16 protein-coding genes and 5 pseudogenes are annotated in these 25,665 nt (G+C 61.0%); 9 read left to right on the top strand and 12 right to left on the bottom strand.

The features are described 5' to 3' along the window. Positions 1 to 57: 57 nt before the first annotated feature. The gene (locus tag N7E02_RS15080; protein WP_286582905.1) at positions 58 to 768 is read right to left on the bottom strand and encodes a DUF1013 domain-containing protein; all 711 of its coding nucleotides are present in this window, start codon (positions 766 to 768) and stop codon (positions 58 to 60) included. Positions 769 to 1,020: 252 nt separating this feature from the next. Here N7E02_RS15080 and acs point away from each other — a divergent pair, with 252 nt between their 5' ends. Further along, entirely contained in the window at positions 1,021 to 2,976 is a 1,956-nt protein-coding gene (gene acs / locus N7E02_RS15075; RefSeq protein WP_286582904.1) for an acetate--CoA ligase, read from the top strand. Between the two features lie 9 nt (positions 2,977 to 2,985). Here the strand turns inward: acs and N7E02_RS15070 are convergent, their stop codons facing one another. Together N7E02_RS15070 and N7E02_RS30060 are read right to left on the bottom strand one after the other, a co-directional pair. After that, positions 2,986 to 3,429 carry a thermonuclease family protein gene (locus tag N7E02_RS15070; protein WP_286582901.1) on the bottom strand — a complete coding sequence of 148 codons (444 nt, stop codon included), beginning with the start codon at positions 3,427 to 3,429 and terminating at the stop codon, positions 2,986 to 2,988. A 68-nt stretch (positions 3,430 to 3,497) separates the two neighbouring features. Continuing rightward, positions 3,498 to 3,629, bottom strand: coding sequence for a DUF1674 domain-containing protein (locus tag N7E02_RS30060; RefSeq protein WP_374730698.1), 132 nt, complete (start codon positions 3,627 to 3,629; stop codon positions 3,498 to 3,500). Between the two features lie 211 nt (positions 3,630 to 3,840). On the opposite strand from N7E02_RS30060, the gene htpX reads away from it, so the two are divergent. The 4 genes and pseudogenes from htpX (at position 3,841) to purH (ending at position 9,694) form a co-directional block, all read left to right on the top strand. Then, positions 3,841 to 4,818, top strand: a complete 978-nt coding sequence (htpX, locus tag N7E02_RS15060; RefSeq protein WP_286582900.1) for a zinc metalloprotease HtpX — start codon at positions 3,841 to 3,843, stop codon at positions 4,816 to 4,818. Beyond that, a pseudogene (locus N7E02_RS15055) lies at positions 4,809 to 6,205 on the top strand (RsmB/NOP family class I SAM-dependent RNA methyltransferase). Before htpX ends, N7E02_RS15055 begins: the two are co-directional and overlap by 10 nt. A gap of 146 nt (positions 6,206 to 6,351) precedes the next feature. Further along, positions 6,352 to 7,976 (top strand): annotated as a pseudogene (locus tag N7E02_RS15050) (heparinase II/III family protein). 101 nt (positions 7,977 to 8,077) lie between these two features. Further along, positions 8,078 to 9,694 (top strand): bifunctional phosphoribosylaminoimidazolecarboxamide formyltransferase/IMP cyclohydrolase, encoded by a 1,617-nt coding sequence (purH, locus tag N7E02_RS15045; protein WP_286582899.1) that lies wholly within the window; start codon positions 8,078 to 8,080, stop codon positions 9,692 to 9,694. Positions 9,695 to 9,702: 8 nt separating this feature from the next. On the opposite strand, the gene N7E02_RS15040 is transcribed toward purH, so the two are convergent. Both N7E02_RS15040 and N7E02_RS15035 read right to left on the bottom strand, forming a co-directional pair. Then, positions 9,703 to 11,103: an MFS transporter gene (locus N7E02_RS15040; protein WP_286582898.1), complete on the bottom strand. Its 1,401-nt coding sequence runs from the start codon at positions 11,101 to 11,103 to the stop codon at positions 9,703 to 9,705. Between the two features lie 33 nt (positions 11,104 to 11,136). After that, positions 11,137 to 15,897: pseudogene (locus tag N7E02_RS15035) on the bottom strand (NAD-glutamate dehydrogenase). Positions 15,898 to 16,112: 215 nt separating this feature from the next. Here N7E02_RS15035 and N7E02_RS15030 point away from each other — a divergent pair. Beyond that, a pseudogene (locus N7E02_RS15030) lies at positions 16,113 to 16,795 on the top strand (carbonic anhydrase). 3 nt (positions 16,796 to 16,798) lie between these two features. Here the strand turns inward: N7E02_RS15030 and N7E02_RS15025 are convergent. Continuing rightward, positions 16,799 to 17,608, bottom strand: coding sequence for a lytic murein transglycosylase (locus N7E02_RS15025; protein WP_286582896.1), 810 nt, complete (start codon positions 17,606 to 17,608; stop codon positions 16,799 to 16,801). Positions 17,609 to 17,796: 188 nt separating this feature from the next. Then, positions 17,797 to 18,831, bottom strand: coding sequence for an aspartate-semialdehyde dehydrogenase (locus N7E02_RS15020; RefSeq protein WP_286582895.1), 1,035 nt, complete (start codon positions 18,829 to 18,831; stop codon positions 17,797 to 17,799). A 474-nt stretch (positions 18,832 to 19,305) separates the two neighbouring features. Between N7E02_RS15020 and N7E02_RS15015 the strand changes: the two genes are divergently transcribed. Beyond that, entirely contained in the window at positions 19,306 to 21,189 is a 1,884-nt protein-coding gene (locus N7E02_RS15015; RefSeq protein ID WP_286582892.1) for an MFS transporter, read from the top strand. Positions 21,190 to 21,244: 55 nt separating this feature from the next. Here N7E02_RS15015 and N7E02_RS15010 read toward each other — a convergent pair whose 3' ends face one another. The 5 genes and pseudogenes from N7E02_RS15010 to N7E02_RS14990 form a co-directional block, all read right to left on the bottom strand. After that, positions 21,245 to 21,565 (bottom strand): phosphatase PAP2 family protein, encoded by a 321-nt coding sequence (locus tag N7E02_RS15010; RefSeq protein WP_286582890.1) that lies wholly within the window; start codon positions 21,563 to 21,565, stop codon positions 21,245 to 21,247. Further along, a complete protein-coding gene (locus tag N7E02_RS15005; RefSeq protein ID WP_286582888.1) occupies positions 21,565 to 22,152 on the bottom strand; it encodes a phosphatase PAP2 family protein in 588 nt (195 codons plus the stop codon). The genes N7E02_RS15010 and N7E02_RS15005 overlap by 1 nt, the downstream gene beginning before the upstream one ends. Before the next feature lie 25 nt (positions 22,153 to 22,177). Further along, positions 22,178 to 23,287 (bottom strand): 3-isopropylmalate dehydrogenase, encoded by a 1,110-nt coding sequence (gene leuB / locus N7E02_RS15000; protein WP_286582886.1) that lies wholly within the window; start codon positions 23,285 to 23,287, stop codon positions 22,178 to 22,180. A 188-nt stretch (positions 23,288 to 23,475) separates the two neighbouring features. Further along, positions 23,476 to 24,080: pseudogene (leuD, locus tag N7E02_RS14995) on the bottom strand (3-isopropylmalate dehydratase small subunit). Between the two features lie 135 nt (positions 24,081 to 24,215). Beyond that, positions 24,216 to 24,443, bottom strand: coding sequence for a hypothetical protein (locus N7E02_RS14990; protein WP_286582885.1), 228 nt, complete (start codon positions 24,441 to 24,443; stop codon positions 24,216 to 24,218). 107 nt (positions 24,444 to 24,550) lie between these two features. Between N7E02_RS14990 and N7E02_RS14985 the strand changes: the two genes are divergently transcribed. Both N7E02_RS14985 and N7E02_RS14980 read left to right on the top strand, forming a co-directional pair. Further along, on the top strand, positions 24,551 to 25,444 hold the full coding sequence (locus N7E02_RS14985) for an HpcH/HpaI aldolase/citrate lyase family protein (protein WP_286582882.1): 894 nt from the start codon (positions 24,551 to 24,553) through the stop codon (positions 25,442 to 25,444). Then, on the top strand, positions 25,441 to 25,647 hold the full coding sequence (locus N7E02_RS14980; RefSeq protein ID WP_093001808.1) for a DUF1737 domain-containing protein: 207 nt from the start codon (positions 25,441 to 25,443) through the stop codon (positions 25,645 to 25,647). The genes N7E02_RS14985 and N7E02_RS14980 overlap by 4 nt, the downstream gene beginning before the upstream one ends. Positions 25,648 to 25,665: the final 18 nt, after the last annotated feature.

The raw sequence follows: 25,665 nt of genomic DNA, 5'->3' as shown, positions 1-25,665 counted from the left end.
TATAACGAAAAAAGCCCCGGAGATTTCCGGGTCTTTTCAAATGGATTGGCGAACAACTTAGAAGTTGTCGTCTTCGTCCTCGTCGTTGCGCGTGGACTTGAGCGAGGAAAGCTTGGCGAAGACGGCGTCCGCGTCGATTTCCTTCTCTTCCTCGCGCTCGCTGCGATAATCGCCGAAGCCGAGGTTTTCGGTTTCCGAAGCCGGCTGCAGGGAGGCGCCGAGTTCGGCTGCCGTCGGCAGCGGACGGCCCTTGGAAGCCTTTTCCACTTCGAGGTCGAGGTCGATCTGGCTGCAGAGGCCGAGCGTTACCGGGTCCATCGGCGTGAGGTTGGCGGCGTTCCAGTGGGTGCGCTCGCGGATCTGTTCGATGGTGGACTTGGTCGTGCCGACGAGGCGCGAAACCTGGGCGTCCTTGAGTTCGGGATGGTTGCGAACCAGCCAGAGGATGGCGTTCGGACGGTCCTGGCGCTTGGAGACCGGCGTGTAGCGCGGGCCGCGACGTTTGGATTCCGGAACTCGGACCTTCGGCTCGGAAAGCTTGAGCTTGTAGTTGATGTCCTTTTCGGCGCGCTCGATCTCATCGCGAGAGAGCTGGCCGGTTGCGATCGGATCGAGGCCCTTGATGCCCTGGGCCGCTTCACCATCGGCAATCGCCTTCACCTCGAGCGGGTGCAGTTTGCAGAACTGGGCGATCTGGTCGAAGGAAAGGGCAGTGTTGTCGACGAGCCAGACTGCGGTCGCCTTCGGCATGAGCAATTGTTGAGCCATGGGTATAGTTCCTCTGTCCGTCCGCGCCGGTGTCGCGGGCCGTGGGTATCAACCACTATTTCCGGGAATTGATCGCCGTATAATCGAATTGGGACGGAAATGCAATTCTTTGAAGCAGGGTGATCGGTCAATCATGTTCACGTGCTCATCGCCGTTTGTCTAATTGCCGGTAGCGCCCCAGTTGTTATGAATGCCACGATGCCGCGCCGTTGACGGAGGAAACAGTCGACGGTGCCAATGAGGAGGAATTCCATGTCCGAAAAAATCTATCCGGTCCTCAAGTCCACGAAAGCGAAAGCGCTGATCGACAAGGACAAGTACGAGAAATGGTACGAGGAGAGCATCGAGGATCCGGATAAGTTCTGGGGCAAGCATGGCCGGCGGATCGACTGGTTCAAGCCCTATACGAAGGTGAAGAACACGTCCTTCAAGGGCAAGGTGTCGATCAAGTGGTTCGAGGACGGCCTGACCAACGTCTCCTATAATTGCATCGACCGTCACCTGAAGACCCATGGCGAGCGCACGGCGATCATCTGGGAAGGCGACAACCCCTATATCGACAAGAAGATCACCTATAACCAGCTCTACGATCAGGTCTGCCGCATGGCGAACGTGCTGAAGAAGCACGGGGTCAAGAAGGGCGATCGCGTCACCATCTACATGCCGATGATTCCGGAGGCGGCTTATGCCATGCTCGCTTGCGCGCGCATCGGGGCTGTTCATTCCGTCGTCTTCGGCGGCTTCTCGCCGGAAGCGCTGGCGGGTCGCATCATCGACTGCCAGTCGACCTTCGTGATCACCTGCGACGAGGGCGTGCGCGGCGGCAAGCCGGTGCCGCTCAAGGAGAACACCGATACGGCGATCCGCATCGCGGCCAAGCAGTATGTCACCGTCAACAAGGTGCTTGTCGTGCGCCGCACCGGCGGCAAGACCAACTGGGCGCCGGGCCGGGATCTCTGGTACCACCAGGAAATCGCCACCGTGAAAGGCCATTGCGAGCCTGTGAAGATGAAGGCGGAAGACCCGCTGTTCATCCTCTATACCTCCGGTTCGACGGGCAAGCCGAAGGGCGTGCTGCACACGACGGGCGGTTATCTCGTCTATGCGGCGATGACTCACGAATACACGTTCGACTATCACGATGGTGATATCTACTGGTGCACGGCCGATGTCGGCTGGGTGACCGGGCATTCCTATCTCGTCTACGGGCCGTTGGCGAATTGCGCGACGACGCTGATGTTCGAAGGCGTGCCGAATTTCCCCGACCAGGGGCGGTTCTGGGAGATCGTCGATAAGCACAAGGTCAACATCTTCTACACCGCGCCGACCGCGATCCGCTCTCTCATGGGCGCCGGTGACGAATTCGTGAAGCGATCGTCGCGCGCAAGCCTGCGACTGCTCGGCACTGTCGGCGAGCCGATCAACCCGGAAGCCTGGCAGTGGTATTACGACGTCGTCGGCGACAAGCGCTCGCCGATCGTCGATACGTGGTGGCAGACGGAGACCGGCGGCCACATGATCACGCCGCTACCGGGTGCGACCGACCTCAAGCCGGGTTCTGCGACAAAACCCTTCTTCGGCGTCAAGCCTCAGCTCGTGGACAATGAGGGCAAGGTGCTGGAGGGGGCGGCTGACGGCAATCTCTGCATCATCGACAGCTGGCCGGGCCAGATGCGCAGCGTCTATGGTGACCACGAGCGGTTCATCCAGACCTATTTCGCCACCTACAAGGGCAAGTATTTCACCGGCGACGGCTGCCGGCGCGACGAAGACGGCTATTACTGGATCACCGGCCGCGTCGACGACGTGCTGAACGTCTCCGGTCACCGCCTCGGTACGGCCGAGGTGGAGTCGGCGCTCGTGTCACATAACCTCGTTTCGGAAGCGGCGGTCGTTGGTTATCCGCACAATATCAAGGGCCAGGGCATCTATTGCTACGTGACCCTGATGGCCGGCAACGAGGGTACGGATGCGCTGCGGCAGGAGCTGACCAAGCATGTCCGCAACGAGATCGGCCCGATCGCCGCACCGGACAAGATCCAGTTCGCCCCAGGCCTGCCGAAGACGCGGTCCGGCAAGATCATGCGGCGTATTCTGCGCAAGATCGCCGAGGATGATTTCGGCTCGCTCGGCGATACGTCGACGCTGGCCGATCCTGCCGTGGTGGACGACCTGATCGAAAACCGGCAAAACAAGACGGACGCTTAAGCGGTAAAATCAGCCGCCGCAGGTATCTTTCGGCTTGCGGCCGCCGTCATAGACCCGAACAAGGCCGGCGACCAGGAGGTCGTCGGCCACGTTTTTTCCGTCCGACAGGATGACATCTGCGACGATCCGGCCGAAATATTTGTCGCCGGCAATTCGGATCAGCTGGATATGGTTCGACTGGGCGGCGAGTGCTTCGAGCGCGTGTTGCGCGTCGATGCCGGCCAGGCGGGATGCCTCGCATTTCGATTTCAGTTCCGGAGCATCGATGCCGCGAATGCGGACATAGACTTCCATCTTCTGCTGCGGCCAGGGCTGGGCTTCGACCAGCAGCGTATCGCCATCGATGACGCGAAGGATTTCTGCGGCGACCGGGCCGGCAATTTCCTCGCGCGCCATGGCTTCCGTCGCAAGAACGAAGGCGAAGCAGACAGCGAGTGTGCGGGCCGTAATCATAGAAAGGAATAAATTCCGATCCATGATCCAAGTCAATAGGAATTTTATCTTATATCAGTTGTGCTGCTTCAGAAATCGATGGCGCGGCCGTTGATTTCCCAGTCGCCGAAACGAGCCGGATCGGCTCCGCCGCGGCCGCCGAACTCTTCGGGCAGGTCGGTTTTCGCGGCAGCCTGGCGCCGTTCTTCCGCTTCCTTCAATGCCCGCTCTGCTGCCGGTGACAGCGTTTTTTGGCCGCACCGTCTTCCAGAGTGGCTTCCGTATTGTCGTTATCCGCGCTCTGCATCTTTCGGATCACCGCAAGGTTTATTGAAAAATCAGGTTGAATTGACCACATGATAGGCCGTTCACAACCGCTAGAAAACCCTCAGGCGAAACCTGAGGGATGAAATCGGCAACGGAGAGATGACGATGAATGTGATGCGCACCGCCATGCTTCTGGCCTTCATGACCGCCCTGTTCATGGGCGTCGGGTTTCTGATCGGCGGCAAGGGCGGCATGATGATCGCGCTGGTGATCGCCGCCGGCATGAACCTGTTTTCCTACTGGAATTCCGACAAGATGGTGCTTCGCGCCTATCACGCCCAGGAGGTGGACGCGCGCAGCGCGCCGGAATTCTACAACATGATCCGCGACCTTTCGGCCAATGCCGGCCTGCCGATGCCGAAGGTCTATATCTACGACAATCCGCAGCCGAATGCTTTTGCGACGGGCCGCAATCCTGAAAATTCCGCGGTCGCAGCCTCTACCGGTCTCCTGCAGGCCCTCACCCATGAGGAAGTTGCGGGCGTGATGGCGCATGAGCTTGCCCATGTGCAGAACCGCGACACGCTGACGATGACGATCACGGCGACGCTTGCGGGTGCGATTTCCATGCTCGGCAACTTCGCCTTCTTCTTCGGCGGCAACCGCGAGAACAACAGCAATCCGCTCGGCTTCATCGGTGTTCTCGTCGCCATGATCGTGGCGCCGCTTGCCGCGATGCTGGTGCAGATGGCGATCAGCCGGACGCGGGAATATTCCGCCGACCGCCGTGGCGCGGAAATCTGCGGCAACCCCATGTGGCTTGCCTCGGCGCTTGCCAAGATCGCCGGCTCGGCGCGGGTCATCCACAATGATGATGCAGAGCGCAACCCGGCGACGGCGCATATGTTCATCATCAACCCGTTGTCGGGCGAGCGGATGGACAATCTGTTCTCGACCCACCCGAATACGGACAACCGCATCGCCGCCCTGCAACAGATGGCGGGAGAGTTCCGCTGTGGTGGCTCGACGAGACCGTCTTCGGCTGGTAGACCGCAGCGCACCGCTCGCTCCGTGCCGAATTCCGGCGCCAACAATCCCTGGGGCCGCGGATCGGATGAACCGCGCAAAGGTCCCTGGTCTTGAACGACACGAAAAACAAGAAGCCGCACAGGCCTGTTCGAAAGAATTTGGCGCCCGCCCGTCGGGGTTCGGAGCCCAAAAAGCCCGGGCTTGAAGTCCGGGCGACCGCCGCAAAGCTGCTGGCGGCCGTCGTGGAGCGCAAGATCTCGCTTGACGGGATGCTGGACCTGACCCATGGCAATCCCGCCTACAAGGCGCTCAACGATGCCGATCGTGCCCTGACGCGGGCGATCCTCACCACAGCCCTTCGCCATCTTCCTCGGCTCGAGGCGGCCATCGCCTCGATGATCGATACGCCGCTGCCGGAAGGGGCGCGGGCGCTGCATCATGTTCTCGTTGTGGCCGCGGCGCAGATCCTGCATCTCGACGTGCCTTCTCATGCCGCCGTCGATCTTGCGGTTGAGCAGGCCAATCGCGACCCGCGCAACCGCCGCTTCGCCAAGCTGGTCAATGCCGTGCTTCGCCGGCTGGTGCGGGAGAAGGATGAAATTCTCGCGGCCACAGCCTCGGTATCTCCCGTACCGGACTGGTTCCGTGACCGGCTGGTTGCAGCCTATGGTGAAGCGGATGCAGCGCAGATCGCCGAATCCCAGCTCACCCCGCCTGCGATCGATTTGACGGTGAAGTCCGACGCTGCCGGTTGGGCGGAAAAGCTGGATGGCAAGATGCTGCCGACCGGCAGTATCCGCCTGCCCGAATTCGAGGGATCGGTGACCGGGCTCGAAGGCTTCGATCGCGGAGAATGGTGGGTGCAGGATGCGGCAGCCGCCATCCCGGCAAAGCTTTTCGGCGATCTGAAGGGCAAACGTGTCGCTGATCTTTGTGCTGCGCCTGGCGGCAAGACGGCTCAGTTGATTGCGGCCGGTGCCTACGTCACGGCCGTGGAGCAGTCGTCGAACCGCCTGGATCGGCTGAAGGAAAATCTCGCACGTCTGGGTATGACGGCGGAACTGGTTTCGGGCGATCTGTTCAATTATGCGCCGGAAGAGAAGTTCGACGGCATCCTGCTCGATGCCCCTGCTCTTCCACCGGTACGACGCGCCGGCATCCGGATGTGCTCTGGACCAAGGGCATACAGGATATCGAAAAGCTTGCGGCGCTTCAGGAACGCATGCTCCGCCACGCCGCGACGCTGGTGAAGAGCGGCGGATTGATCGTCTTCTCCAACTGCTCGCTTGATCCGATCGAGGGCGAGGAGCTGATCGAGAAAGTTCTGGCGGATACGCCGACGCTCCAGCGCGTACCGGTCGATCCGGCCAATTGGCCCGGCCTGGAATCGGCTATCACCGCTCGCGGTGATTTCCGCACGACGCCTGCCATGTTGCCTTCGTCGGATGGTTATGCAGGAGGAATGGACGGGTTCTTCGCGAGCGTATTGCAGATCCGGTAAGGAATTTTTCACCCTACCGGCACATAAATCTAATTTATCTAAAGTTGTTTCAGCTGATCGAGCATATACCGATCCCTGCGGAGAATCCCAGAGTGACCAAGCGGCTGACCGATCGCCGAAGGCTTCTGCTCTCCGGCTTAAGGGAAATGCGGCGGCGAACGCGCCTCCGCATTGCGCCCCTGCGCGTCGCCATGTCCATGAAATCGGTGCCGGAACGGCTGATCGTTGCACCCACGGACCTGCGTTCGGTCGATCCATTCGTTGCTCAGGAAATTCTCGACGGCCGGTTTCCCCTGGCTGGCCGGATTCTCGAAACCTATGGCGATTCTCCTTCGCGGTGGAGTTGCCCTCGCGCGCCTTTGCCGAGCGGCTGCATGGTTTTGGCTGGCTGCGCCACATTCGCGCCGACAAGACCGATGAGGCTTGCGCCCATGCCCGCCATATCGTGTCCGACTGGATCGGCGTTCATGGGCGCCGGCGGCGTGGCATTGCCTGGGATCCGAATGTCGTGGCGACCCGCGTGATCGCATGGCTTTCCCATTCGCCGATCATACTTCATGCGGCCGAAGCAGGTTTCTATCGTCGCTTCATGAAGAGCCTTGCCTATCAGCTCGGTTATCTTCGCAAGATCGCGAGCTCATGCCCGGATGCGGAAAGCCGGCTGCGGGTTCGGACGGCGCTCGCCGTCGCATCGCTGGCGCTGCCGATGCGCGTCAATGCCATTCGTCGCGAAAGCCTGGCACTCGACCGCGAGCTCGACCGGCAGATATTGGCCGATGGCGGGCATGTGTCGCGCAATCCGCGGGCGATCCTCGACATTCTCATCGATCTCCTGCCGCTGCGACAGACCTATATCAATCTCGGCTACGACCTGCCGCAGAAGCTCATTCCGACGATCGACCGCATGTACCCGGCGCTCCGCTTCTTCCGTCACCAGGATGGCGATCTCGCGCTCTTCAACGGTGCGAGCTCGACGCCGGCAAGCGAGCTGATGTCCGTCCTGCGTTACGACGAATCCGCCGGTAAGCCGTTCAAGGCTCTGCCCCAGATGAACTATCACCGGATGGCGGCGGGCAATGCCGTCATCATCGTCGATACCGGATGCCCAGATTCGATAGAGGCTTCGCATGGCGCTCATGCGGGTTGCCTGTCCTTCGAGATGTCGTCGGGGCGGCAGCGCTTCATCGTCAACGCCGGATCGCCGAAATTCGCCAACCGCACCTATCGGCATCTGGCGCGTTCGACCGCTGCCCATTCCACGGCGACACTGCAGGAGACCTCGTCCAGCCGGGTGATCAATTCCAGCTTTGCCGGCCAGATCCTTCTGCCGGGTGTCACGGAAACCGAGATCGAGCGGCGGGACGACAAGCACGGCAATGACTGGCTGCGCGCCCGGCATGACGGCTATAAGGACAATTTCGGCTACACCCACGAGCGGGAAATCGGTCTCAGTGCCGCAGGCGACAAGATAAAGGGCTGCGACCGGTTCATTCCCGAAGAGGGGCGGGACAAGAAGCAGAAGCTGGCGGTCGCACTGCGGTTCCACATTCATCCCTCGATCACGCTGTCGCGCCGTGACGGCGAAAGCGTGATGCTGCGGGCGCCCGATGGCGACAGCTGGATTTTTGCAGCTCCCGGCTTGGACCTGATCATCGACGAAGACGTGTTCTTTGCCGATGTTTCCGGCATGCGTCCGAGTCAGCAGCTGGTCATCGAGTCTCCGGTCGAAGGTCTGCGGGAGATCCGCTGGATGCTCAGGCAAGGCGAATAGCGCAGATCGGGCGAATAGGCGTTTCCTCCCGGCGCCAGCTGTGCTAACCGGCCCCATCCCCTTTTACGCCCTTCTGTGGCATGCTCTTTCAGGAGAGACCGATGGCCGTCGTTTCCAAGAAAATCCCCGCTCCCGATCGCGTCAAGATCCGCACCGCCCTTCTGTCGGTATCCGACAAGTCCGGCATCATCGAGCTTGCCAAGGCTCTGTCCGAACAGGGCGTCAAGCTGTTGTCAACCGGCGGCACCCATAAGGCGATTGCCGCTGCCGGTCTCGACGTCACCGACGTCTCCGAAGTCACGGGCTTTCCGGAAATCATGGATGGCCGTGTGAAAACGCTTCACCCGAACGTGCATGGTGGCCTGCTCTCCATCCGTGACGATGAAGACCATGTTACGGCGATGAAGGAACACGGGATTGAGGGTATCGATCTTGCCGTCATCAATCTCTACCCGTTCGAGGAAGTGCGCGCTGCCGGCGGCGACTATCCGACGACGGTGGAGAATATCGATATCGGTGGCCCGGCGATGATCCGCGCCTCGGCGAAGAACCATGCCTATGTGACGATCGTCACCGATCCGGCCGATTATGCAGCGCTGATCGAGGCGCTGAAGGCCAATGGCGGCGAAACGGAATACGCTTTCCGCCAGAAGCTTGCCGCCAAGGCCTATGCCCGCACGGCAGCCTATGACACGGCAATCTCAAACTGGTTCGCCGAAGCGCTCGAGATCGAGACGCCGGCCTATCGCACAATCGGCGGTGTGCTGAAGGAAGCCATGCGTTACGGTGAAAACCCGCATCAGAGCGCCGGTTTCTACGTCACCGGCGAAAACCGTCCGGGCGTTGCGACCGCCAAGCTCTTGCAGGGCAAGCAGCTCTCCTACAACAATATCAACGATACCGACGGCGCCTTCGAGCTGATCGGCGAGTTTGCCGCCAACCAGGGTCCGGCCTGCGCCATCATCAAGCATGCCAACCCGTGCGGCGTCGCGACCGGCTCGACGCTGAAGGACGCCTATCTGCGCGCTCTCGCCTGCGACAGCACTTCGGCCTTCGGCGGCATCATCGCGGTCAACCAGCTGCTCGATGCCGAGACGGCGGAAGAGATCGTCAAGCTGTTCACGGAAGTCATCATCGCGCCGGAAGTATCCGACGAAGCGCAGCAGATCATTGCCGCCAAGAAAAATCTCCGTCTGCTGGTCACCGGCGGCCTGCCTGATCCGCGCTCGCGCGGCATCACCGCAAAGACCGTTGCCGGCGGCCTGCTGGTCCAGAGCCGTGACAGCGGCGTGATTGAGGATGTCGACCTCAAGGTCGTCACCAAGCGCGCACCGACCGCGACGGAACTCGAAGACCTGAAGTTCGCCTACAAGGTTGCCAAGCACGTCAAGTCGAATGCGATCGTCTATGCCAAGGACGGCCAGACGGCAGGTATCGGTGCCGGCCAGATGAGCCGCATCGATTCCGCCCGGATCGCCGGCCTCAAGGCCGAGGATGCGGCCAAGGCAATGGGCTGGGCCGAGCCGATGACCAAGGGATCTGCTGTGGCTTCCGAAGCCTTCTTCCCGTTCGCGGACGGCCTTCTCTCGGCGATCTCGGCAGGTGCCACCGCCGTGATCCAGCCGGGCGGTTCCATGCGTGACGCCGAGGTCATCGCCGCTGCCGACGAGCACAATGTCGCGATGGTCTTCACCGGCATGCGTCACTTCCGGCACTAACGAGACGACTACTTAGCCGGAGTCCTTCTGGCTCTGTCTGCCGGGTAAGGCGTTGCGATGAGCAGTGCCAGCCCGGTGACCAGGAAGATGGCAAGAGTCGTCATGCCCAGCCGCGCGGAGCCGCTGGCATAGGTGACGAGCGAAAACAGGAGAGTGGCGAGGAAACTCGTCGCCCGCCCCGACAGGGCATAGATGCCGAAATAACGGCCCGTTTCCGATAGATCGATCGAGCGGGCGAGATAGGATCGCGACGACGCCTGGACCGGTCCGAAGGCGATGCCGATCAACAGGCCGAAGAGAATGTAAGCCTTTTCCGCGGCGGTGCCGAAGAGGCCGCCGCTGTCTTCCATCGACAGGGGCAATAGGCCGAAGAAGACGAAGCCGGGACCGGTAGATGCGATCCCCAGCGTTGCGATCAGCAGAAGTACGAGGCTGATCAGGACAACGACCTTGGAGCCGAAGGCGCGGTCCAGCCAGCCGGCGGCAATGCAGCCGAAAATCGCGACGACATTCAGGATGATGCCGTAGATGCCGATCTCGATCGTCGCCCATCCGAACATGCCGGCCGCGAAGACGCCGCCCAGAATGAGCAACCCATTGACGCCATCCTGGTAGAGCATGCGGGCAATCAGGAATTTCGCGATGCCTCTGCGCTGCCGCAGTTCGCGCAGCGTGCCTTTCAATTCATACAGGCCGGAGCGAACCGCCGAAGCGAGCGGCAGGCCTTTCTTTGCGTCGGGCGTGAAGAAGAACATCGGCAGGATGAACAGCAGATACCAGATCGCGGCCAGCGGCCCGGTGATGCGTGCATCCTCACCCAGCGCCGGATCGAGCCCGAAAAGCGGCGGGATGCCGATCAGGGTGACGCCGGTCTCCGGACTTGCGGCAAGCAGGGTCACGACGGCGATCAGGACGATCATGCCGCCGAGGTAGCCGAGGCCCCAGGCGATGTTGGAAATCCTGCCGACATCGTCACGCGAGACGAGGCGGGGCATCATTGAATCGTTGAAGACGATCGAGAATTCCGCGGCGATCGAGGCAAGGATCATGAAGGTGATCGGCCAGACGAGCGGCGAACCAGGCGCGGCGAACCAGAGCATCAGCAGGCTGATGATCTTTACGAGGGCGAAGCTCGCGATCCACGGTTTTCGCGCGCCGGACTGATCGGCAATCGAGCCGAGGATCGGCGAGAGGACGGCGATGACGATGGAGGACGCCGTCGCCATGTTGCTCCAGGCCGTCTGCGCGGAGACGGGATCATCCGTCAGCCGCGAGACGAAATAGGGGCCGAAGATGAAGGTGGTGACGACGGTGAAGAAGGGCTGGGCTGCCCAGTCGAACAGCATCCAGCCCCATATCCCACGCCGGCTCACCTTTGCCGGCGCTTCACCGTGATCGGAAACACTCATCTCGGCCTCCGTTTGCCCATTCGAGGCGCAGCTTTAAAGCGCCCGTCCGTGCGCCAGATCGCCCAGCAGGCCGGCGGCGACGGAGATCTTCGGCAGAGTCAGATCGCCGCTTTCGCCGAGCGTCATGAGTTCGGCACCGATGCGGTTGACCCGAACGCGGTCGGCCGCGATCCAGGCAGCGACGGGCTTCTTCTCCTTTCGATGCTCGGTCAGCGCCGCCGTGACGATGTCGCGGCGTGCGGAGGCGAGCTGCTGCAGGCCGCGTGACAGGGCGAGGCTCTCGTAGTGATCCGACGTACCGATCCGCTCGCCGGCCGCGATCAGGCGGTTGACGCGGAAGGTCTCGGTCACGGCGAAATAGCTCTCCGTGGCGCGGGCCATGGTCTCGCCCGTGCGGTCGGCGATCAGCATGATCTCCGGCACGATCACGAGCGCGGACAGCATGCGGATTTCACCGATGAGATCCGTCGGCGCCCCTGTGCCTCCAGTTCGGCTGCCAGAGGCGCTGTCTCGGCAATAACGTCATCCGTGACGGTTGCGCGCAGGCCCTTGATCGCCGCCTTCAGCCGGGCGACGGCTTCGGTCATCGGTGCGGCGCTGATCTGCGTCTGCAGGGCCAGGTAGGTGCCGATGATGATGATCCGGTTGATCTGGGCATAGAGATCGTTCTGCGTGCGCCCCGGAATCTGTGTGTCGAGCGCATCGATTCTGTGCCCAGAGGTCCGGCAGGTCGAACCCGTCGCGGATGAGAAACGCCGCCTTCACGACATTTGCGGCGGTGGCACCGGTCATGTCGCTCATCAGCTGGATGAAGCCGGGGCCGCCGCGGTTGACCGCTTCGTTCGCCAAGGCAGTGGCGACGATTTCGCGGTGCAGGCGGTGGCTCTGGATGTCAGCGGCATAGGGCTTCTGCATCTTGCCGGGGAAGTAAGCCTTCAGGACGGCCGCGAAATAGGGGTCGTCCGGGATTGCGCTTTCAAGCAATGCATCGAAGAGAACGATCTTCGAATAGGAGAGAAGCACGCCGATTTCCGGCCTCGTCAGTGGCCGGCCGGAAGCATAGCGTTCTGCAAGCTCGGCATCATCCGGCAGGGTCTCGACCTTGCGGTTGAGATTGCCCTGGGCTTCCAGCACCGACATGAGGCGGGAAAGCTGCTCGCGATTTGCCGTTCCCCGGCGCTCGACAAGCGAGATGGAAAGCGGCTGGAGGTAATTGTTGCGCAGAACGAGGGCTGCCACCTCGTCCGTCATAGAGGCCAGCAGCTGGTTGCGCTTGGCGCGGCTGAGGCGGCCATCCTGCATGGCGGCGTTGAGCGCGATCTTGATATTGACCTCGACGTCGGAGGAATTGACGCCGGCCGAATTGTCGATCGCGTCGGAATTGCAACGCCCGCCGGCAAGCGCATAGGCGATGCGGCCCTTCTGGGTGACACCGAGATTGGCGCCCTCGCCGATCACCTTGGCGCGTACTTCCGCAGCGGTGATGCAGATCGGGTCGTTGGCGCGGTCGCCGACTTCCGTATCGGTCTCGGAGGCTGCCTTGATATAGGTGCCGATGCCGCCGAACCAGAGAAGATCGGCCTCGCTCTTGAGGATCGCGGTCATAATCTCGAGTGGGGTCGCGGTCGTCTTGTCGATGCCGATCGCCGCTGCCGCCTGCTTCGTCAGCTTCACGGATTTCTCCGCGCGGGAGATGATCATCGCGCCGTCCGACAGGGTGCTGCGGTCATAATCCTGCCAGCTGGAGCGCGGCAGCGCGAACATGCGGTTGCGCTCGGCAAAGGATTTTTCGGTATCCGGATCCGGATCGATGAAGATGTCGCGGTGGTCGAAGGCGGCGATCAGCCTGATCTTCTCGGACAGAAGCATGCCGTTGCCGAAGACGTCGCCCGACATGTCGCCGACGCCGATGACATTGAAGGGCGTCGTCTGGATATCGACATCCATCTCGCGGAAGTGCCGCTTGACGGCTTCCCAGGCACCGCGGGCGGTGATGCCCATTTTCTTGTGGTCGTAACCGGCCGAGCCACCCGAGGCGAAGGCGTCGTCCAGCCAGAAGCCGGCTTCCTGCGCGAGACCATTGGCCGTGTCGGAGAAGGTCGCGGTGCCCTTGTCGGCGGCGACGACGAAATAGGGGTCGTTACCATCGATCCGGATCGTGTTCTTCGGGCCGACGATCTCGCCCTCGACGATATTGTCGGTGATCGAAAGAAGCGTGCGGATATAGGTCTTGTAGGCTTCCCTGCCCGCGTTGAAGATCTCTTCGCGGGTGCCGCCTGCCGGCAGCATCTTGGGGAAGAAGCCGCCCTTGGCGCCGACCGGCACGATGACGGCGTTCTTGACCTGCTGGGCCTTTACCAGACCGAGGATCTCGGTGCGGTAATCCTCGCCGCGATCCGACCAGCGCAGACCGCCGCGGGCGACCTTGCCGAAGCGCAGATGAACGCCTTCCACCTCGGTGCCGTAGACGAACATTTCGCGGAAGGGCCGTGGTTCGGGCAGGCCGTCGAGCTGCTTGGGATCGAACTTGAAGGCGAGCATCCGGTTCGGTGCTCCGGCCTCGTCGCGCTGGAAGTAGTTGGAGCGCAGCGTGGAATCGACGGCGTTGACGAAGCGCCGCAACGTCCGGTCCTCGTCGAGGCTCGGGACGGCACCGAGGCTCTCCTCGATCGTCTCGTGTAGCTGGGTAAGCTTCTTCGTTCTCGCCTTTTCTCCGAGGGCGGGGTCGAAGCCGACCCGGAAGAGTTCGAAGAGCGCCGCCGAGATGTGCGGATATTTGACCAGCGTGTCGGCGATATAGGTCTGGGAATAGACAATGCCCGTCTGCCGCAGATAGCGGGCATAGGCACGCAGAACCGTCGTCTCGCGCGCAGAAAGGCCGGAGAGCAGGACGAGACGGTTGAAGCCGTCATTGTCGATCAGGCCTTCGAAGGCGAGCAGGAAGGCTTCCTCCAGCAGCGGGCCTTCGCGCGACAGATCGATCTCACGATTGTCGCGAAGCTGCAGCTCCATGTCGTGCAGGACGATGAGCTTGGCTTCCGGGCCGGCATGGATCTCAAACGTCTGTTCGCTGACGACGCGGAACCCGAGGTTTTCCAGAAGCGGCACGCGGCGCGAGAGCGACAGGTGATGGTCGCGGTGGAAGATCTTCAGCGACACCGCGTTCGGCTCGTCGGTGGGGCGTCGATAGAATTCGATGCGGATCGTCTCGCCGGCGACGCAGGCCGCGATGTCCGGCAGGTCCACGAAAGTCTCTTCGGGCGTGAAGGCTTCCTGGAAGGCGTTGGTGACCGAAAGGCGCGGGCCATCACCTGCGAGTGCCGCGAACTGCTCGTCCCATGGAAGGGCGATGAGGCGGATTGCCTCTTCAAGCTTTGCCTGCGGGATGCGGGGCGTCTTGCCGCCGCTGCGGCCGATGATGAAGTGGACGCGGGCCACACCGCCCTCGGGGAAGGCCGGATAATAGGCCGATACATGGCCCTCGAAGACCTGCGCGAGATAGGCGCCGACCTTTTCGCGAACCAGCGAATTGTAATCCTCGCGCGGCACGTAGACGATGGTGGAGACGAAGCGGTCGAAATGGTCGATACGCGCGAGCACGCGAACGCGGGGCCGCTCGTTCAATTCCATGATCTGTTCGCAGAATTTCGCGAGCAGCTCGGGCTCGATCTGGAAGAGATCGTCGCGCGGATAGGATTCCAGCGTGTTTTCCAGCATGCGGCCCGAATGGCTATAGGGGTCGAAGCCGAAATGCTCCTCGATGCCGGCAGCCTTCGCCCGCAGCAGCGGAACGTCGCGCACGGACTGGGTATAGGCTGTTGCGGTGAAGAGACCGACGATCCGGAGTTCGCCTACGACGCGGCCATTCTCGTCGAAGCGCTTGACGCCGACATAGTCCATATAGGCGCGGCGATGGACGACGGATTTCACATTGGCCTTGGTGACGATCAGGAATTCCGGGCCGTCGAGGAATTCGAGGATTTCCGGCGTGGTCGTGACCTGATCCTTGCCCTGGCGCAGGACCAGCACGTCCGGGTCCGACAGGATGCCGAGGCCCCTGCCTTTGCCGCGCTCGACCTTCGCCTGCGATCCCTTGCCGGAATAGACATATTCACGCATGCCGAGGAACATGAAATTGTCGTCGCGCAGCCAGTCGATGAAGGCGAGCGCCTCATCGCGATCGGCGCCCTTGCGGGGCTTGGCGTTCATCAGTTGCTTTGCCGCGCTGTCCATCGTGTCCAGCATGGCCGACCAGTCTGTGATCGCCAGATGGACCTGATCGAGGATGAAGCGGATACGCTCGATCAGATGGCTGGTCTGCTCCTCGTTCAGCTGCGCAATATGGACCTGGATCAGGCTGACCTGATGGGCCGGGTCGACGGGTGCCTCATTGCTGCGAAGCACCGGTTCCTTGCCGGGCTCGATTGTCAGGATCGGGTGTACGGCCATCGCGATACCACGATGGTTGGCAGTGACCTCGCCCATGATGGAATCGAACAGGAACGGCATGTTGCGGTCGATGACCGTCAGCACCCATACCGGCACGCCATTAGGCTCCACGCCTGGAATCTGGGTGATGGTGATATCGGCGCGGACGCGGTTCCATTGCTTCAGGCGGGCTCCGGCATGGGCGGCTGCGATGCCGAGCATGTCGGGCGTGTAGGCGACCAAGTCGTCATCGCTGGCGCGTCCGAACAGGATTGAGGGATCGAGGAAGTCCTTGCCGGCCTTGCTTGCGGCAGCGCGCGCGCCCTCCATCTGCTTGTTGCGCTTCGGGCTATGCTTCCAGACCATGACCTCTCCCTTTCTTGGCTGAATGCTCCGAACAGACCTTCGAATCTGTTCTATTCGGAGCAAATCGCATTGTTATGACGACCATTATTGACAGGATGTGGCAAAGCAACTGTCAAAACACAACAAAATCGCGACTTGCGCACAGGTTGGGGATTCTCTGGCCTTGCGGCATGGACCGTTGATCTTCCCATGAAGGCGTAATAATCGTTGCCGTCATGACGCACTTTCCTGACAAACTGCTTGCGGGCTACCGCAATTTCATGAGCGGTCGCTACAGCGACGAACGCGAACGTTACCGGGTACTGGCGGACACCGGCCAGAAGCCGCATACGCTTCTGATTGCCTGTTGTGACTCCCGCGCCGCGCCCGAGACGATTTTCGACTGCGGCCCGGGGAACTTTTCGTCGTGCGCAACGTCGCCAACATGGTGCCGCGCTACGAGCCGGACAGTCAGTTCCACGGCACGTCGGCTGCCGTCGAATATGCGGTTCAGGTGCTTGAGATCCGCAATATCGTGGTGATGGGCCATGGTCGCTGCGGCGGCATCCAGGCAGCACTCGATCCGTCGATGAAGCCGCTCTCCGAAGGGGACTTCATCGGCAAGTGGATGGGCCTCGTTCGTCCCGCCGCGGCACAGATCCAGAGCAATGATCTGATGACCCAGAGCGAGCGTCAGACGGCGCTGGAACGGGTATCGATCCGCAATTCGATCGCCAATCTCCAGACCTTCCCCTTCGTCCGCAAGCTGACGGACAAGGGAGAGCTCGGCGTTCATGGCGCCTGGTTCGATATTTCGAGCGGTGAATTGTGGGTTATGAACGAGAAGGGCGATTTCATGCGCCCCGATCTCGAAGAGGAACAGGGGCCTGCCGAACCGGATCAGGCCCCCGCTTCCTGATTTTTACCGACCGTCGATCTCGGCGCCCATATAGGCGATTGCCCGCTGATACACGCTTGCAGCATTCCAGCCCTGGATGGCGCCGAAATTCGGCTCTCCGGGCTGGTAGCCTGCACCGGCAGACCATCCGTGGCCCTTCAAGAAGTTTGCCGTCGAGGCCAGCGCATCAGCGCGGGAACGAACCATGTCGATATGTCCGTCGCCATCGCCATCCGCACCGTAGCGAATGACGTTGAGCGGCAGGAACTGCGTCTGGCCGATTTCGCCGTGAGCCGCACCCTTTGCGCTCGTGCTCAAGTCGCCACGGGCGACGAGCTGCAGGGCGGCATAGAGCTGTTCGGTGAAATAGGCCGAGCGGCGGCAATCATAGGCGAGGGTGGCGACAGCCGAGAGCGTGTGCTGGTTGCCCATGAAGCCGCCGAAGCCGGTCTCCATGCCCCAGATCGCGATGATCGGGCCGGACGGCACGCCGTAGCGGCGTTCGAGGCGGTCGAAGAGGGCCGCATTGGCAGACTTCATCTTCTTGCCGCGGGCAATGATGGTGGTCGCACCACGCTTCTTCAGGAACTCATCGAAGGAGAGCTTGAAGCTGCGTTGGCCGCGGTCGGCACGGATGGTTTCGCGATTGTAGGAAACGCTCGCGAAGGCCCGCTCGACCACCGAGGCGCTAACGCCGTTCGACGGAGCAACCCGCTTGAAGTCTTCGACCCAGCGATTGAAGCCGGATGAATCGTTGCCGCATTGCTGCGCAGCCGCAGGGCCCGCAACCGCCAATCCGGTGAGGACCAATCCTGCCAATAAAATCTTGTTCATGCGAAAACCCGTGATTGCCAGTCGATTGCTGTACACCTTCTCGCTCACTATTCGTTGTAAAGCGCTTCGCTTGCAAGCAATCAGCAGTGAAACGGCCATGAATAGTTCGTGAAGGCATTGAGCGGAAAAAGAAAATCCCGCCTCTCGACGGGATTTTCTAATTTAAGATGCTTAACAATTCCTATCGATCAGGCGGCAGCCTGACGCGGCTTGATGAGGCCGCGATTGACAAGAAGCTCGGCGATCTGAACCGCGTTGAGTGCTGCACCCTTGCGCAGGTTGTCGGAAACGACCCACAGGTTGAGGCCGTTCTCGACCGTCGCATCCTCGCGGATACGAGAGATGTAGGTCGCATCTTCGCCGGCGGATTCGACCGGGGTGATGTAGCCGCCGTTCTCATGCTTGTCGATGACGAGGCAGCCCGGAGCTTCGCGCAGGATATCGCGGGCCTGATCGGCGGTGATCTCGTTCTCGAATTCGATGTTGACGGATTCCGAATGGCCGATGAAGACCGGCACGCGAACGGCGGTGCAAGTTACCTTGATCTTCGGGTCCAGCATCTTCTTGGTTTCGGCCAGAACCTTCCACTCTTCCTTCGTGTAGCCGTCTTCCATGAAGACGTCGATGTGCGGAATGACGTTGAAGGCGATGCGCTTGGTGAACTTCTTGGATTCGATCGGATCGGCGACGAAGACGGCGCGGGTCTGGGTAAAGAGCTCGTCCATGCCTTCCTTGCCGGCACCGGAGACCGACTGGTAGGTGGAGACGACGACGCGCTTGATCTTGGCGAAATCATGCAGCGGCTTCAGGGCCACGACCAGCTGGGCGGTCGAGCAATTCGGGTTGGCGATGATGTTCTTCTTGGCAAAGCCCGCGATCGCATCCGGATTTACTTCCGGCACGATCAGCGGAACTTCGGAATCGTAGCGCCAGGCGGAGGAGTTGTCGATGACAACGCAGCCCTGCGCGCCGATCTTCGGCGACCACTTCTTGGAGGCATCGCCGCCCGCAGACATCAGGCAGATATCGGTGTCGGAGAAATCATAGTTCTCAAGGTTCGAGACCTTGAGCGTCTTGTCGCCGAAGGAAACCTCGGTGCCCTGCGAACGGGCGGAAGCCAGTGCGACGACTTCGCTCGCCGGAAAACCACGCTCGGCCAGGATGTTCAGCATTTCCCTGCCGACATTGCCGGTCGCGCCGGCGATTGCGATCTTGAAACCCATGTCTATGCTCTCTTTCTGTCTCTCCTCGGGTGGTTGAGGGGAAGCCGCGGCATGCTGCGCGGTGTTCCTTGTCCCCGGACCTGCCGGGGAGAGAGCGGAGGCCAGAGACGTCAGACGATAATTTTCGTCGTCGTTTTGGCCATGGTTTTGGAGAAAGCGGAAAAGCCTACACGCTGTCCGGCATCAGCTGCCGACAGTCTGCATGACGCGATGATGTAGTCGCCAGCGTGCATGGTGGTGTTCCCGTTCGGCAAGGTGTTTAGAAGATTTTGCGCACGAGTCAAGCGTCGCGCCTGCAACTTGGGTGACCCGCGAGCAGCGCTCGCTATTAGACGAAAGTCATAATCCCAAAGCATCGCTCACCGGATGTCTCGAATTCTGGCAATCTTCGACAATCGCGTGGAAGCTGCGTTGGCGGAGGAGGAAAAGCCAAAGTAGCGACACCGTGGGTTTCACCTTGTTGGGAGGACGACAATGGCAAACGTCGCAACGGCGGCCGGTACGAAAGCCGGCCCCATGACACGGGAAGAAAAGAAGGTCATCTTCGCTTCTTCTCTCGGTACCGTGTTCGAATGGTACGACTTCTATCTTTACGGATCGCTGGCCACCTATATCGGCGCCACATTCTTCACGCAGTATCCCGAAGCGACGCGCAACATCTTCACGCTTCTGGCGTTCGCTGCGGGCTTCCTGGTTCGCCCGTTCGGGGCGCTGGTCTTCGGTCGCCTGGGTGATCTCGTCGGCCGCAAATATACGTTTCTCGTCACCATCCTGATCATGGGCTTCTCGACCTTCCTGGTCGGTATCCTGCCGGGGGCGGCGACAATCGGCATCGCTGCTCCGATCATCCTGATCATCCTGCGCCTGCTCCAGGGCCTTGCGCTCGGCGGTGAATATGGTGGTGCCGCGACCTATGTGGCGGAACACGCTCCAAATGGCCGGCGCGGCTATTTCACATCCTGGATCCAGACGACGGCGACGCTCGGTCTGTTCCTGTCGCTGGTCGTCATCGTCACGGTCCAGTCGATCATGGGCAATGCGGCCTTCGCTGCCTGGGGATGGCGCATTCCGTTCCTCGTCTCGGTCGTCCTGCTCGGCGTGTCCGTCTGGATCCGCGTGAAGATGAACGAGTCGCCTGCCTTCCAGAAGATGAAGGCCGAGGGCAAGGGTTCCAAGGCGCCGCTGACGGAAGCCTTCGGTACCTGGAGGAATGCCAAGATCGCCATCATCGCGCTGCTCGGCGCCACGATGGGCCAGGCCGTGGTCTGGTATGGCGGCCAGTTCTATGCGCTGTTCTTCCTGCAGAACGTGCTGAAGGTTGATCTGCAGGCCGCCAATATCATGGTGGCGATCGCGCTGTTCCTGGCTACGCCGTTCTTCGTCATCTTCGGTGCACTGTCCGACAAGATCGGCCGTAAGCCGATCATCATGGCCGGCTTGCTCATTGCAGCCGTCACCTACATGCCGCTGTTCAAGGCGCTGACGCATATGGCAAACCCGGCGCTCGCCGAAGCCCAGGCTTCGATCCGCGCGACGGTGACGTCGGACCCGGCAGACTGCAAATTCCAGTTCAACCCGACCGGTACGTCGAAGTTCACCAGTTCCTGCGATATCGCGACGGCGTTCCTGACCAAGAACTCGGTGCCCTACGAAGTGGTGCCTGGTCCTGCGGGCCAGCCTGCGACAGTCAAGATCGGCGACAATACGGTAACGAGCTATGATGCGATCGCTGCCGGCACCGATGCCAAGGCCAAACAGACGGGGCTCGAAAAGGGCATTAACGTTGCACTTCACGATGCGGGCTATCCGCTGACGCGTGGTGCAGCCAAGGTGCCGGATTCCAAGCTCGACGCCTTTGTTGCCGCCAATCCGGAACTAGGCCTCGATGCCGCTGCCGTCCGTGCCGGTGACAAGGCGACGGTGCCTGCTGCGGACCTCGTGTCACAGAAGCTGCTGACCGCTGATGAGGCCGCTGGCGTGACCGATATGCCGGTCTACACAATCGCTAATGGCGGTACCTTCACGATGACGGCAGATCCGGCGCGGGTGAACTGGGTCGGCACGATCGCGGTCCTCTTCGTTCTCGTGCTCTACGTGACGATGGTCTATGGCCCGATCGCCGCCTTGCTGGTCGAGCTCTTCCCGACCCGCATCCGCTATACCGGCATGTCGCTGCCCTATCACATCGGCAACGGCTGGTTCGGCGGACTTCTGCCGGCAACGGCTTTCGCCATGAGCGCGGCGGCCGGCAACATCTACTACGGTCTCTGGTACCCGATCGTCTTCGCAGCGATATGCCTTGTGATCGGTGTGCTCTTCCTGCCGGAAACCAAGGATCGCGATATCCACGCGGAGTGATGCGCGGACGTATTTAAACCGAAAGCGAAAAGCCCGGCACTTGTGCCGGGCTTTTTCAGCTTCTGGCGAAGCCTAGCCGATAATTTGCAAGTCTCCGGCGATAGTCGGGCTTCTGATTGGTGAGGCCGCGCCGTCTCAGCGAAACCGGAAGCGGATGGCGCAGGACAGGCAGGCCATCAGGGTTCTGCTGGAAGAGGATCTTGTGGCGGGCGAAGACGATGGCCATCGCCAACGAGAACCAGGCGCCGAGCGCGAGCCCGGCAATCACGTCGCTCGGATAATGCGCGCCGACGATGACGCGCGAGAAACCGAGCCAGAGGGCCATGCTGAGGAAGACTAGCCTGTAGGGCGGAGCGATCAGCGCCATCGCCATCATCAGCGCGCCGACCGTTGTGGCGTGGCCAGAGGAAAGCTTTCAAAGCGTGCGCTACCGGCAAAATTGTCGAAGCTCAGGAAGCCAAGTTCGTCGTACATATTAGGGCGCGCGCGGCCGATGATCCGCTTCAATACATTCGCCAGAATGCCGGACAGGCTGACGCAAAGGAAGATGTAGATCGCCATATGGCTGACGAAGGCCGCCTGGAAGCGGCCTTTCAATGTCGGCGAAAGGCGGTAGGCGACCAGTGCCTCGACGAAAATGAACAGGCTGCCGAACAAGATCCAGTCGGACTTGCCCAAATCGGTGATCGTGCTGCCCATCGGCTTCAGGATCTGGGCATGGTTCTGTGCGTAGGAAGCCACAGGGCCATCCAGCAGGAACAGGGCAAGCAAGATCAGGTTGATCGTGATGAAGGCCCAGGTCCAGATGCAACAGAGCGAAAAATTCGATTTCTGGCAGCGTTCGCTGCGGCGGCGCAGGGTCTTGATCGTGTGCTTCATCGGTCCGGTGCTTGGCGCGTCGTGGCTGATTGCGAGGCGACCATAGTCCGGCTTGATGACAGCCGAAAAACAGGACCTGCCCATTTCGAGCAGGTCCTCATTTTTAAGTTCAGGCAGACAGCGTCCGGAATTCCTTCAGGATCGTATCGCCCATTTCGGACGTGCCGACCTGGCGGCAGCCATCGGCCATGATGTCGCCGGTGCGAATGCCCTGATCGAGAACGTTGGCAATCGCCTTTTCCAGGTTGTCGGCGTCCTTGATCATGTTGAACGAATAGCGCAGGCACATGGCGAAGGAAGCGATCATGGCGATCGGGTTCGCGATGCCCTTGCCGGCGATATCCGGTGCCGAACCGTGAACCGGCTCGTAAAGGGCCTTGCGCTTGCCGGTCTTGCCGTCCGGTGCACCGAGCGAAGCCGAAGGCAGCATACCGAGCGATCCGGTCAGCATGGCGGCAACGTCGGACAACATGTCGCCGAACAGGTTGTCGGTGACGATGACGTCGAACTGCTTAGGGGCGCGGACCAGCTGCATGCCGCCGGCATCAGCCAGCATGTGCTCCAGCTTGACGTCGGAATAGGAGCGCTTGTGGGTTTCGGTGACGACCTGGTTCCACAGCACGCCGGACTTCATGACGTTGCGCTTTTCCATCGAGCAGACCGCGTTCTTGCGGGTGCGCGCTAGTTCGAAGGCGACGCCGGCAATGCGCTCGATCTCGTAGGTGTCGTAGACCTGGGTATCGATGCCGCGCTTCTGGCCGTTGCCGAGATCGATGATCTCCTTCGGCTCGCCGAAATAGACGCCGCCGGTCAGTTCGCGGATGATCAGGATATCGAGCCCGTCGACCAGTTCCGGCTTCAGCGACGAGGCGGAGGCCAGCGCCGGATAGCAGATGGCTGGGCGCAGGTTGGCAAAGAGTTCCATGTCCTTGCGCAGGCGCAGAAGACCCGCCTCGGGACGGACTTCGTAGGCGACACCATCCCATTTCGGGCCGCCGACGGCGCCGAAGAGAACCGCGTCGGCCGCCATGGCCTTGGCCATGTCCTCCTCGGAGATCGCGGCGCCATGGGCATCATAGGCGCAACCGCCAACGAGGCCCTCATCGAGAGCGAAGCCCGCGCCCATGGCGTCGTTCATATAGGCGATGATCTTGCGGACTTCGCCCATGGCCTCGGGGCCGATGCCGTCGCCGGGAAGGAGGAAGAGGTTCTTTGCCATGTCGTAAACACCTTGGGTTCGACAGGCTCACCATTTTTCGGCGCGGTTTACAGCGCTTGGCAAAGCCTCGTCCGAGCCTGCCGAAGGACGAGGCTGGAACGGGTCAAGACGTGACGGTATCGATGATAACCGTCACGGCAAAACATGCTTCAAAGGAAATGCGATCGGTCATGAGGGCTTCTCCGCCCTCAGAGCCACGGACGTTCGGTGCGGTTCTTCGCTTCAAAGGTCGAAATGGCCGCATCGCTCTTCAAGGTCGAGGCGATGTCGTCCAGGCCTTCGAGAAGAATGTGGCGGCGGCCGGCGTCGATGTCGAAATGCAGGCGTCCGCCATCGGGGCCGGTGATTTCCTGGGCTTCCAGATCGACCGTCAGGATGGCGTTTGCGCCGCGCTCGGCGTCATCCAGCAGCTTTTCCAGGTCTTCCGGGCTGACCACGATCGGCAGGATGCCGTTCTTGAAACAGTTGTTGTAGAAGATGTCGGCGAAGCTGGTGGAAATGACACAGCGGATGCCGAAATCGAGAAGCGCCCATGGGGCATGTTCGCGCGAAGAACCGCAGCCGAAATTATCACCCGCAACGAGGATCTTGGCGCCGCGATAGGCCGGCTTATTGAGGACGAAATCCGGGTTTTCCGAACCGTCCTCGTTGTAGCGGGCCTCCGCGAACAGGCCTTTGCCAAGACCGGTGCGCTTGATCGTCTTGAGGTAGTCCTTCGGGATGATCATATCCGTGTCGATATTGACGACCGGAAGGGGGCTGCAACGCCCGTCAGCTTATCGAATTTGTCCATGATAGGCCTCCACGAAAGACTTGTTGGAGCCTGCCATAAAGCATTTTCCGGGAGATTTGAAGTCCGTTTCAGTACCAATCGGTACGCCCCGGGTTTTAGGGCGTTTCAGCGATTTTCAAACCATTCCGGCTGAGCTTACATGTCGATGATCGTGCCGCGACCGTCGTTCCAGACGCGCATGTCGCTTTGCTTCGCTTTCGCGCGCACCGGCACCGGCTTCAACCGGCTGGAAAGTGCCTTGCCGAGCGAGAGGACGGCGAGCGTTCCCATGAAGGCAACCGTAAGCGAGGCCGTCAGCAAGGCTGCTGCGGCGAGGGCGGCAATTGCCGTGATGATGAGGAAGAAGGATCGAATGTTCTGCATGTCCAAACCTTTCTGCATCAGGAAATGTGGGACTGGCGATTGCGGCTTGCAAGAGTTTTCCTGCGGGATTTATTGAACCGGCATCAAAAGATTGGCAGAAGACGTGCATGGAATTCTTGAAAGATCATATCCCGACAGTTCGTCGCTCCCTTCTCAGCGTCCCGGCTGCCAACAGGCGTGCGCTGGAAAAGGCGCCCGGTCTCGATTGTGATGGGGTGATCTACGATCTGGAGGATTCCGTTGCGCCGGAAGCGAAGGCGGAGGCGCGGGGCAACCTTGTTCACGCTTTCGAGACGGCCGGATCATCCAGGCAGGAGCGGATCATCCGCATCAATGCGCTGGCAAGCGGTTTCGGGCGACAGGACCTGGACCTGGTCATGACTGTCAGGCCGGATGCCGTGCTCGTTCCCAAGGTCGAGAGCGTCTCCGACATTGTCGAGGTTTCCGAGATCCTTGCAGCGTCCGATCGGGCCGACACGATCGCCATATGGGCGATGATCGAGACGCCGAAAGGCGTCCTCAACGCGGCTTCGATCGCTGCGGACGCCAAGCGCCCGGGCTGTTTTGTTGTCGGGCTGAACGACCTGCGCAAGGAAACCGGGGTTCTGCCGCAGGCAGGCCGCGCCTATCTCGTTCCGTGGCTGATGCAGGTGGTTCTGGCCGGCCGTGCCCATGGCGTCGACGTGATCGACAGCGTGTTCAACGATTTCAGGGACGAGCTAGCGTTCGATGCCGAATGCGCCCAGGCGCGCGCGATGGGCTTTTCCGGCAAGATGCTGATACATCCTTCGCAGATCGAGCCGGCAAACCGGCATTTCGGTCCTGATCCCCAAAGCATCGAAGATGCGCAAGCCATTGTCGCGGCATTCCAAAAGCCCGAAGCAAAAGGGCTCAACGTCATCAGCATTGACGGGAAAATGGTCGAGCGACTTCACCTGGCCGAGGCGGAAAAGCTTCTGGCCCAAGCCAAAATCATAGCAGAAAGAAAGAATGCCTTATGAAACTCTATCGCTTCATCACCGGTCCCGATGATTCCGCCTTCTGCCACAGGGTCACGGCGGCCCTCAACAAGGGCTGGGAGCTTCATGGCGCGCCGGCCTATTCGTTCAATGCGACGACAGGGCAATTGCATTGCGGCCAGGCCGTCACGAAGACCGTCGAAGGCAAGGAATACCATCCCGACATGAAGCTCGGCGAGCAGTAAGACGCCGACAGTTCATAT

This window comes from Terrirhizobium terrae, assembly GCF_030323265.1.
Taxonomy (GTDB): Bacteria; Pseudomonadota; Alphaproteobacteria; order Rhizobiales; family Rhizobiaceae; genus Neorhizobium.
The sequence above is the reverse complement of the archived record's forward strand: the minus strand, read 5'-3'. Positions and strand labels throughout refer to the sequence as shown.

What these genes read in the sequence shown, in the direction of transcription:
- N7E02_RS14980 (WP_093001808.1), top strand. Translation starts at nt 25,441, where the DNA reads ATGAAACTCTATCGCTTCATCACCGGTCCCGATGATTCCGCCTTCTGC.
- N7E02_RS15020 (WP_286582895.1), bottom strand. Translation starts at nt 18,831, where the DNA reads ATGGGTTTCAAGATCGCAATCGCCGGCGCGACCGGCAATGTCGGCAGG.
- N7E02_RS15015 (WP_286582892.1), top strand. Translation starts at nt 19,306, where the DNA reads ATGGCAAACGTCGCAACGGCGGCCGGTACGAAAGCCGGCCCCATGACA.
- N7E02_RS15070 (WP_286582901.1), bottom strand. Translation starts at nt 3,429, where the DNA reads ATGATTACGGCCCGCACACTCGCTGTCTGCTTCGCCTTCGTTCTTGCG.
- purH (WP_286582899.1), top strand. Translation starts at nt 8,078, where the DNA reads ATGGCCGTCGTTTCCAAGAAAATCCCCGCTCCCGATCGCGTCAAGATC.
- htpX (WP_286582900.1), top strand. Translation starts at nt 3,841, where the DNA reads ATGAATGTGATGCGCACCGCCATGCTTCTGGCCTTCATGACCGCCCTG.
- N7E02_RS15025 (WP_286582896.1), bottom strand. Translation starts at nt 17,608, where the DNA reads ATGAACAAGATTTTATTGGCAGGATTGGTCCTCACCGGATTGGCGGTT.
- N7E02_RS14990 (WP_286582885.1), bottom strand. Translation starts at nt 24,443, where the DNA reads ATGCAGAACATTCGATCCTTCTTCCTCATCATCACGGCAATTGCCGCC.
- leuB (WP_286582886.1), bottom strand. Translation starts at nt 23,287, where the DNA reads ATGGCAAAGAACCTCTTCCTCCTTCCCGGCGACGGCATCGGCCCCGAG.
- N7E02_RS14985 (WP_286582882.1), top strand. Translation starts at nt 24,551, where the DNA reads ATGGAATTCTTGAAAGATCATATCCCGACAGTTCGTCGCTCCCTTCTC.
- acs (WP_286582904.1), top strand. Translation starts at nt 1,021, where the DNA reads ATGTCCGAAAAAATCTATCCGGTCCTCAAGTCCACGAAAGCGAAAGCG.
- N7E02_RS15005 (WP_286582888.1), bottom strand. Translation starts at nt 22,152, where the DNA reads ATGGGCAGGTCCTGTTTTTCGGCTGTCATCAAGCCGGACTATGGTCGC.
- N7E02_RS15010 (WP_286582890.1), bottom strand. Translation starts at nt 21,565, where the DNA reads ATGATGGCGATGGCGCTGATCGCTCCGCCCTACAGGCTAGTCTTCCTC.
- N7E02_RS15080 (WP_286582905.1), bottom strand. Translation starts at nt 768, where the DNA reads ATGGCTCAACAATTGCTCATGCCGAAGGCGACCGCAGTCTGGCTCGTC.
- N7E02_RS15040 (WP_286582898.1), bottom strand. Translation starts at nt 11,103, where the DNA reads ATGAGTGTTTCCGATCACGGTGAAGCGCCGGCAAAGGTGAGCCGGCGT.